Below are 9838 nucleotides of genomic sequence, written 5' to 3' on the forward strand. Positions count from 1 at the left end.
TAACAATCATCTGTGTGGACACTACGAACAAATAAGTTCTAAATCGTATAAGGAGGTGATCCAGCCCCAGGTTCCCCTAGGGCTACCTTGTTACGACTTCACCCCAGTCATGAATCACTCCGTGGTAAACGTCCTCCCGAGGGTTAGACTATCTACTTCTGGAGCAACCCACTCCCATGGTGTGACGGGCGGTGTGTACAAGGCCCGGGAACGTATTCACCGCGTCATTCTGATACGCGATTACTAGCGATTCCGACTTCATGGAGTCGAGTTGCAGACTCCAATCCGGACTACGACGCACTTTAAGTGATTCGCTTACTCTCGCGAGTTCGCAGCACTCTGTATGCGCCATTGTAGCACGTGTGTAGCCCTACACGTAAGGGCCATGATGACTTGACGTCGTCCCCACCTTCCTCCGGTTTATCACCGGCAGTCTCCTTAGAGTTCTCAGCATTACCTGCTAGCAACTAAGGATAGGGGTTGCGCTCGTTGCGGGACTTAACCCAACATCTCACAACACGAGCTGACGACAGCCATGCAGCACCTGTATCAGAGCTCCCGAAGGCACCAAACCATCTCTGGTAAGTTCTCTGTATGTCAAGTGTAGGTAAGGTTCTTCGCGTTGCATCGAATTAAACCACATGCTCCACCGCTTGTGCGGGCCCCCGTCAATTCATTTGAGTTTTAACCTTGCGGCCGTACTCCCCAGGCGGTCTACTTAATGCGTTAGCTTTGAAAAACAGAACCGAGGTTCCGAGCTTCTAGTAGACATCGTTTACGGCGTGGACTACCAGGGTATCTAATCCTGTTTGCTCCCCACGCTTTCGTACATGAGCGTCAGTGTTGACCCAGGTGGCTGCCTTCGCCATCGGTATTCCTTCAGATCTCTACGCATTTCACCGCTACACCTGAAATTCTACCACCCTCTATCACACTCTAGTTTGCCAGTTCGAAATGCAGTTCCCAGGTTGAGCCCGGGGCTTTCACATCTCGCTTAACAAACCGCCTGCGTACGCTTTACGCCCAGTAATTCCGATTAACGCTCGCACCCTCCGTATTACCGCGGCTGCTGGCACGGAGTTAGCCGGTGCTTCTTCTGTCAGTAACGTCACAGCTAGCAGGTATTAACTACTAACCTTTCCTCCTGACTGAAAGTGCTTTACAACCCGAAGGCCTTCTTCACACACGCGGCATGGCTGCATCAGGCTTGCGCCCATTGTGCAATATTCCCCACTGCTGCCTCCCGTAGGAGTCTGGGCCGTGTCTCAGTCCCAGTGTGGCTGATCATCCTCTCAAACCAGCTAGGGATCGTCGCCTTGGTGAGCCATTACCTCACCAACTAGCTAATCCCACTTGGGCCAATCTAAAGGCGAGAGCCGAAGCCCCCTTTGGTCCGTAGACATTATGCGGTATTAGCAGTCGTTTCCAACTGTTGTCCCCCACCTCAAGGCATGTTCCCAAGCATTACTCACCCGTCCGCCGCTCGTCAGCAAAGTAGCAAGCTACTCTCTGTTACCGCTCGACTTGCATGTGTTAGGCCTGCCGCCAGCGTTCAATCTGAGCCATGATCAAACTCTTCAATTAAAAAGTTTTATGTCTTTCGACAGCTCAATGAATTCTGAATTTATTTAATACCTTTCGATATTGAATTGACTGTGCTGAATAATTACCGAAGTAACTATTCTGTTGGTCACTCAGTTTAAATTGAGACTCTAAATTTGTTTGCCTCGTTACTTGCTCAATAAAGAACGAAGTAGCTTGGCTGTTAGAACTCAATCTGTACGAGTGCCCACACAGATGATTGCTTTATATTGTTAAAGAACGTTGCGATTAAAGCGCTTAACTTTATCTCGCTAGGGCTGCGCATACTACGCTTTCCTATTTTTTTGTCAACACTTAATTTTGTTAAACTTGAAAGTTTTTTGAAACTAAGTTTTACTCGACTGACTGAGTAGCTCGTGCCTCGCTATGCGTTGGCGTTCCCCGTCTCAGTGGGGTCGCATTATAGGGAGAATCGATTTTAACGCAAGCGTTTTTAAAGGCTTTTTTGCATTTAATTTTTACCCCAAAGATACCCCACCTAGACACACACGTTACCCACAAAACCCTGTGGATAACCCTGCATTTATCCTCTTTTTAAATGTAGAAAACAAAAAAGCATCTTTAGTTAGATGCTTTTATAAAGGTTCTAATTAGCCGTTAATATAAAATACTATAGAGCTTGCGGCGATATTTAGCGGCTAATGCATCGCCGTCAGGTAAAGAGGCGATTATTGCTAAGAAGTTTGGTTTGGCTTCATCATAGTTAAGATCCTTTTTAAGGATAGTAAAGAGTGCTTCTAATGCCTCTTCTTTCCTTCCCGCTTCATTTAAAAGGTTACTTAGCTGCATTTGCAAATCAAGTTCATTTGGATGTTTAGCGACTTTTTCTTGAAGTTCTTTTATCTGCGGTGAATCGGTTGCCTCTAATGCGGCCTCACATTTTGCCTTAATATTATTAAAGTATGCATCTTGCTCTTTTACATCTATTGTTTCTATTAACGCAGCGGCTTCATCGAGTTTGTGGATTTGTATACATATATCTGCCAGTACTAATTTAATCCTCGCATTTCGACTATCAAGTTCATACGCTTGTTTGGCATAAGTAAACGCGGCATTTAAGTCGCTATTAATCAGTGCTTGCTTAGCCTGCTCTAATAATAAGTCTTGTTGAGCTGGTAAATGTTTAGATAATGCATCACGAACTTGGCTTTCTGTTTGTGCACCCGCTAATACATCAACTGGAGCTGAGTCTTTTAATAACACTAAAGTAGGTAAGGTTTGCAATCCAACTTGTTGGGCAAGTTGAGAGGCAAGTGCCTGCTCTGCATCGCAGTCTAAGTTTGCGACTACTATATAGTTGCTGTATTCAGCAGCTAACTTATCTAAGATAGCTGCTTGGCTAATACACTCTGGGCTTTGTGGAGAAAAAAAGTTAAGTAGTACTAACTTTTGTTGTGATGTTTCACCCAATACTTGCTGAAGGTTTTGTGCGTTAAGACTAACTATATTGCTCATTGAATTATTGCCATGTTCATCTATTTAGGTTTTTATATGGTGATGAAGATAATAATTACAAGTCATCTGTTTAAATCATTTAAATACAATAGAAGGTAGTGAGGAAAATATGAAATTAGCGTATGTAAGTGCATTGTGTTTATTAGTCAGCCCATTATTGAATGCGCAAGCACTTAAGTTGGATCTTGATACCAGCATGCCGGCAATAGAAAAACTTTACTTAGACCTACATCAATCACCTGAATTGTCATATAAGGAAAAGCAAACAGGTCAAAAAATCGCTGAACGACTTCAGAAATTAGGGTTTGACGTAACCGATAATGTAGGTGGCTATGGTGTAGTCGGAATTTACAAAAATGGTCAAGGCCCTACCGTCATGATCAGAACTGATACTGATGGCCTGCCTATAACAGAGCAAACAGGCAAAACTTACGCATCAACTATTACCACAATTAATGATCAAGGTAGTGAAGTTGGCGTTATGCATGGCTGTGGTCATGATATTCATATGAGCTCTTTTATTGGTACTGCTGAGCAATTAATTACGCATAAAAATAAGTGGCAAGGTACTTTAATGATGGTTGCTCAACCCGCTGAAGAAGTAGGCGGTGGTGCAAAAGCAATGCTCAAGGAAGGATTATTTAACAAATACGCTAAACCAGATCATATTATTGCTTTGCATGTAAGCGCTAGCGTTGCTGCGGGTAAAGTGGCAATGAAAAATGAATACACTATGGCCAGTGTTGATTCTGTTGATATTAGTATAAAAGGCAAAGGTGGCCATGGTGCTTACCCGCATACAACTATCGACCCTGTGATCATCGCAGCTCGAACGATACTTGCACTACAAACAATTACTAGTCGTGAGCTTTCTCCACTTGAGCCTTCAGTGATAACGGTGGGTTCCATTCATGGTGGCTCTAAACACAATGTTATTTCTGATGAAGTTAAGTTGCAACTTACGCTACGCAGCTACAATCCAGATATACGTAACGCACAAATAGTGGCAATTAAACGTATTACTGCAGGTATAGCACAAAGTGCAGGCCTCGAGGAATCTCTCTACCCTGTAGTGAAAGTTCATGAAGATGAATCAATTCCATCAACTTACAATAACCCAGTACAAACTAACCTTGTTCGAAACGCTATAAAAAGTGCGATAGGTGATGCAAACGTGCTCGAAACAGAAGCGGTAATGGCCGGTGAAGACTTTGGATTATACGGGCGCACCGACGAAAATATTCCTATCACCTTATTTTGGCTAGGTGGCGTTAACCAACAGCAGTACGCCAAGGCAATAAAAAATAACGAAACACTGCCCTCGTTACATTCAAGTAAATTTGCGCCTGATTATAAAGTAGCACTGCCTACAGGAATAAAGGCAATGAGTAACGCCGCTGTGGCACTATTCAATCAGTGACCTTCAACGCTATATGTAAGCCCTGCGATTAATTTACCGCAGGGCTTTTTTTATAACTCGACTTTTTATACGGCGCTTTTTTTGTACGTTTGGCAAAGCGCTTTTTAGGTGACGTTTTAGGTAACAGTGCAAATGCCTGACTATTGCAGTTCGCTGCTTGACTTACAAAATTAGTTAAATCGGATAATAAAGGTTGTATAAACTGCTGATAACTCATTGCTTGCTGTGCAATATCACCTAAACTCGACTCCCATTTTGCAGTTAAGTCGGGGCTTGATAATCCCTCTGGTAATACACTAATTAATGCCAGACCTGTTTCAGTTGCTTTAATTGCTTTTCCCTCACGTTTTAAAAAGCGACGTTTAAATAACAGCTCAATAATGCCTGCACGCGTTGCTTCTGTACCGAGGCCATCTGTTTCTTTTAATATTTTTTTGATTTGCAGGTCTTTTACATAACGGCTAATTCCCGTCATAGCAGCAAGTAAGGTTGCATCGGTAAAATGAGCCGGAGGAGATGTATGCTTTTGCACCACTTCACCTTTAGTACAAGTAAGTGCCATGCCTTTTTCTAAATAAGGTAATGTAGCTACTTCTTTGAGTTCCGACTTACCCATGAGCAATTTAAAACCTAAGCTTACATCTTGCTTTGCACTTGCTTTAAATAAACCACCAGCTATGGTTACCTCTACTTTGCTTTCGTTGTAAATGTAGTCGGGATAAAACTGAATTAAATAGTGTCGACTTATTAACTGATAAATTTTTGCTTCATCATTGGCTAAACTCACACTTTTTAACTGTTTAGCTGTCGGCACAATGGCGTGATGAGCGGCCACTTTTGCATCATTAAAACATTTACTACGTTGTTTTGCATTTGCCTCATTTACCAGCTCTACTGACTGCCCACCATTTACGGCTATCGCTTTTAAAATAGCAGGTGCATCTTGGTGATGCTCTCTCGGTAAGTAACGGTTATCTGAGCGTGGGTAGGTAATTAATTTATGACGTTCATATAAAACTTGGCAAATATCGAGTACTTTTTGTGCTGGCATCCCAAAAGCTTTAGCAGCATCTATTTGTAAAGCAGATAAGTTATAAGGAAGAGGCGCGGTTTGTTTTTTTTGCTTTTGCTCAAGCGCTGTTACATTTGCGGGCTGATTAGCAATGCGTGAAGTCACATTTTCGGCTAAGGCTTTATTAAGTACTCTGCCCTCTTCATCTTGATATGGTTCGCACGCTTTACTCGGTATCCACTTAGCAGTAAATGATTGCTGCTCAGGTGTAACAAGATGAGCAAGTACTTCATAAAATGGTTTGGATACAAAATTTGCGATTTCATTATCACGATTTACAACTAAACCTAAAATAGGTGTTTGTACTCGCCCAACCGACAACACATTACCAAAGCCCGCTTTTTGCCCAGCTAGCGTATAAGCTCGCGTTAAATTCATACCAAACAACCAATCAGCACGAGACCGTGCTAAAGCAGATACACTCAAAGGGATAAAATCACGGTTAGCCCGCATAGAGTTGAGTGATTTTTTTACCGCAGTTAAGTTTAAATCACTAATCAATAAGCGTTGAATACTTTGCTTTTTAGTTTGACTAATTTTTGCTTGCTCGATTACTTCATCAACCAGTAGCTGACCCTCACGATCAGGATCGCCAGCATGCACGAGTGTTGTAGCCTGCTTAATTAATTTTTTTAAAATGGTAAGCTGCTTACGGGTTTTTGTTTTAGCTTTTAATTGCCAGTGTTCAGGCACAATAGGTAAATGCTCAAATTGCCATTTTTTAAAACGCTCATCATAGTCATCGGGTTCTGCTTGCTCGAGCAAATGACCTATGCACCAAGACACACAATCACCATTCGCCACTTCAATATAACCATCATGCTTTTTATGAGGTTTTGGAAGCGCATCTGCAATAGCACGCCCTAATGAAGGTTTTTCAGCAATATAAAGTTTCATAATCAAGCTCTAACACTGTTCATATAAACAGTAGTTTAGCATATCAGTTTAAAACTGGGGATATTTTTATAGTTTCTAACTTAAAGCTTTATTTCGCTTATTAACAAAAAGATATAAAAGAGGCAGGTAGCAGACAACAACAGTGGCAATATTTATTAAAGGCATAAATGTTTGATACATCACAGTGCTATAAGATAAATCCCAAAGGTGTCGGTCAACTAAGCGAAATAATTGAAGAATGGGTGCACCAATAACAATAAGCTGCCCAAGTACACATTGCCACAAATGCACTTTATCTTTAAGACCCCAATAAGCAATAAGTGCCATCCAAGTAATATCTGTTAATGCCCATACAAGGTAACGGTATATATAAATACCATCATCAAACGCCATTAAACTTGAGTAGGTCACAGTGCCAAATAAGAAAAAAGCGGCAGTAATAACAACGAACCTAAGAGCTAAATAATCTTTGAGGATAAAGAATATAAAAATAGCCGGACTCAAAATAAGAACCCAGCTTTTGCTTAATATACTTACAAAATACAAAAACCATTCAGGCAAACTAAATAACCTTACTTAGCTTTTGTATCTTCATCAGTTCCATCGCCGTTACCAGGCATACTACAATACTTAGTCAACATATTCGCCCCATTACATTTGTTAAGAATGTTGCATTCTATGCTAAAAAAGGTACATAGCCAAGTCATTCTATCTTACATCAATTGGCGCTGACTCTTTTGCCTTGCCTTGTAAAATTGATATTTCTACACGGCGGTTACGTCTGCGATCTTCGCGGGAATCATTAGGTACTAAGGGCCTGGTTTCTGCACGCCCTACCACCATCATTCTGGTTTTATCAAAACCTGGAACTTTTTGTAATTCACTCGCTACCGCAACTGCGCGTTTAGATGATAAATCCCAGTTATTAATGTAAAGCTCGTTGGATACCTGAAAGTCATCCGTATGACCAGACACCGTAATTTCACCGGGTACATCTTTAAGTAATCGGCCAATATCTTGAATGATAAGTTTAAATTGTGGTTGTAAAAATGCACTCCCCGATGGAAACGAGCCATTTTCTCTAATACGAATTATGATTTGCTGCCCTAAAGATTCAAGCTCAATAGCCCCATCAATAATTTGCTTTTCAAGCTGTTGCGCAATTTTTTTAACTAAGTCATTTATTTGCTCTTGATCAGCAGCAGACACTGCCGTAGCTGCAGCAACTTCCTCTGAGGTACTGCTTGATTCACCACCTCGCTTTTCACCACGTTGCTCTTGACGTCCACCTGCGGAGCTTTCATCTCCCGCCTGAAACTCAAGCATTTGTTGGGTCATTTCAACCGTTTGTTGCTGAATGGTTTCTATAGGAGTTGGCTCAGGTTTACCCGGCGTAAACTCCATAGCAATAACAGATGTCCCTTTTGGAATGTCTTTTACTTCTATTTTATTTTGTACACCAAAAGCAAACTTCATTGAGCCTGCAATTTGTTTAAATTTAAGTACATCCATTTCAGAAAATGCGAGTAAAAGTACGAAAAAGCACATTAATAATGACATTAAATCGGCAAACGTTCCCATCCACGCAGGAAGTCCTGGAGGTGGGCATTTGCACTCTTCATCTGACATAATTATTCCTCAGTATTGACTGCGCGTTTTGATTCAGCTAGATAATTTTTCAAGATCCCTTCAATTACTTTAGGATTTTGCCCGTCTTGAATACCTAATACTGCATCTAAAATTAAGCGCTGATTCATGGCCTCTTCGTCTTTACGCAGTTCTAGTTTTACCTGAATAGGAATGGCTACAACGTTTGCTAAAAACGCACCGTATAATGTGGTTAACAACGCAACCGCCATTGCCGGTCCGATAGCTTTGGGGTCATCCATGTTCGAGAGCATAGCCACTAAGCCTATCAACGTACCGATCATCCCCATTGCAGGTGCAATATCACCTAATGATTTAAATAAGGTTGCCCCCATTTCATGGCGAGTGGTGGTTAACGAAATATCTTTTTGTAATGTTGCTCGTACCACATCAGCATCATGCCCATCTACTAGCATATCAACGCCTTTGCGCATAAAAGGATTTGGGATTTCGGCTTCTTCTAAGGCTAAAAATCCGCCTTTTCGAGCAGAGTCAGCTAATTCTACCGCTTTTTCGATTAATGCTTCAGGAGGCTCAATTTTAAACATAAACGCTTTTGCACATACTTTACCAATGCCAAGAAATTGCGACATGGTAAAATTAGATAAAACGATAAAAAGGGAACCACCGAATACAATAACCACAGAAGGGGTATTGTAAAACATAGCGACTTCACCGCTACTACTCATAAACATGGACATGACAATTAAGCCAATTGCGCCAAGGATCCCAATAATGGTTGCTAAATCCACATTCCCTCCAAAGGTTTTATATTTTTTCTTCGCAAGCGTTGTTATTAATTGTTTATCGGCAAGATACTGAAATACTTAAGTGATTTTTATGATAAACGGTAAAATTAAGATTAGGGGCTGTTGATCTTTGTAGTACATATATCAATCAGCCCACATTGGTAGCCACATCATAGTAAATGCTAAAGCGAGCATTGAATGATAATTTCGTTCAAGCTTTTCATACCGCGTGGCTATCCCTCTATATTGCTTAATACGGCCAAATGCATTCTCAACCAAGTGCCGATATTTATACATGCACCAGTCAATATCTTCATTGCCTACTAAACTGTTGCCCTTACGTGGAATAACGGGTGTAGCGTTATTATCACGAACAAACGCTCTCAGTTTTTCACTGTCGTAGCCTTTATCTGCGACAACCATATTACTTGTTGGGCAATTAGCTACGAGTGACTCTGCATGGACGATATCATGCGTATTTCCACAGGATAATTCATAATAAACAGGCAACCCTCCGCTATCGACTGCAAGATGAATTTTCGTAGAATTTCCACCTCGGCTCTTTCCAATTGATTCATTGTCAGCAGTTCTTGCACCGCAACTATGTTGATGAGCCCTGACAATACTGCCATCAATGAAGACCCAATCCATGTCCGCATCACGAGATAATGCGCGAAACAGTTCATTCAAAATCCCTTTTTTGGACCATAAATTAAACCGTCTGTAGATAGCACTCCAACGGCCAAAATCAGAAGGTAAATCTCGCCATGGAATACCTGTGCGCATCTTATACAGTATGCCTTCGAGCGTTTTTCTATGGTCGGGCTTATTATAAATTCGACCACTTAAGTACATTACTTTTGATAAGACATTCCATGTCCCGTCTGTTAGCATTAATCTTGGCATGTAGGTTCGGTGTAAAGTTTTCTGGCGAATTCAATTATACCTTATCTTCATGCTGTTTGTTTTTCATACCACAAAGATCAACACGCCCTA

The 9838-nt window shown here is 41.3% G+C and carries 7 protein-coding genes and 1 rRNA gene; 1 reads left to right on the forward strand and 7 read right to left on the reverse strand.

Going from position 1 to position 9838, the window contains the following annotated elements:
• Positions 1-48: 48 nt before the first annotated feature.
• Together L641_RS22260 and L641_RS0106930 are read right to left on the reverse strand one after the other, a co-directional pair.
• Positions 49-1584 (reverse strand): 16S ribosomal RNA (locus L641_RS22260).
• 615 nt (positions 1585-2199) lie between these two features.
• The gene (locus tag L641_RS0106930) at positions 2200-3057 is read right to left on the reverse strand and encodes a tetratricopeptide repeat protein (RefSeq protein ID WP_013464241.1); all 858 of its coding nucleotides are present in this window, start codon (positions 3055-3057) and stop codon (positions 2200-2202) included.
• Positions 3058-3166: 109 nt separating this feature from the next.
• Here L641_RS0106930 and L641_RS0106935 point away from each other — a divergent pair, with 109 nt between their 5' ends.
• On the forward strand, positions 3167-4477 hold the full coding sequence (locus L641_RS0106935) for an amidohydrolase (RefSeq protein ID WP_024601515.1): 1311 nt from the start codon (positions 3167-3169) through the stop codon (positions 4475-4477).
• A gap of 28 nt (positions 4478-4505) precedes the next feature.
• Here the strand turns inward: L641_RS0106935 and L641_RS0106940 are convergent, their stop codons facing one another.
• The 5 genes from L641_RS0106940 to L641_RS0106960 form a co-directional block, all read right to left on the reverse strand.
• Complete coding sequence (locus L641_RS0106940; RefSeq protein WP_024601516.1) at positions 4506-6446, reverse strand: DNA topoisomerase III; 1941 nt, start codon at positions 6444-6446, stop codon at positions 4506-4508.
• Positions 6447-6521: 75 nt separating this feature from the next.
• Positions 6522-7007 carry a hypothetical protein gene (locus L641_RS0106945; protein ID WP_013464238.1) on the reverse strand — a complete coding sequence of 162 codons (486 nt, stop codon included), beginning with the start codon at positions 7005-7007 and terminating at the stop codon, positions 6522-6524.
• 147 nt (positions 7008-7154) lie between these two features.
• Positions 7155-8075 (reverse strand): flagellar motor protein MotB, encoded by a 921-nt coding sequence (locus L641_RS0106950; protein WP_024601517.1) that lies wholly within the window; start codon positions 8073-8075, stop codon positions 7155-7157.
• A 2-nt stretch (positions 8076-8077) separates the two neighbouring features.
• Positions 8078-8845: a flagellar motor protein PomA gene (gene pomA / locus L641_RS0106955; protein WP_016900636.1), complete on the reverse strand. Its 768-nt coding sequence runs from the start codon at positions 8843-8845 to the stop codon at positions 8078-8080.
• Between the two features lie 141 nt (positions 8846-8986).
• On the reverse strand, positions 8987-9748 hold the full coding sequence (locus L641_RS0106960) for an IS5 family transposase (RefSeq protein ID WP_024600859.1): 762 nt from the start codon (positions 9746-9748) through the stop codon (positions 8987-8989).
• Between the last annotated feature and the right edge of the window lie 90 nt (positions 9749-9838).

The sequence above is a fragment of the Pseudoalteromonas sp. TB41 genome (assembly GCF_000497975.1).
GTDB lineage: Bacteria > Pseudomonadota > Gammaproteobacteria > Enterobacterales > Alteromonadaceae > Pseudoalteromonas > Pseudoalteromonas tetraodonis.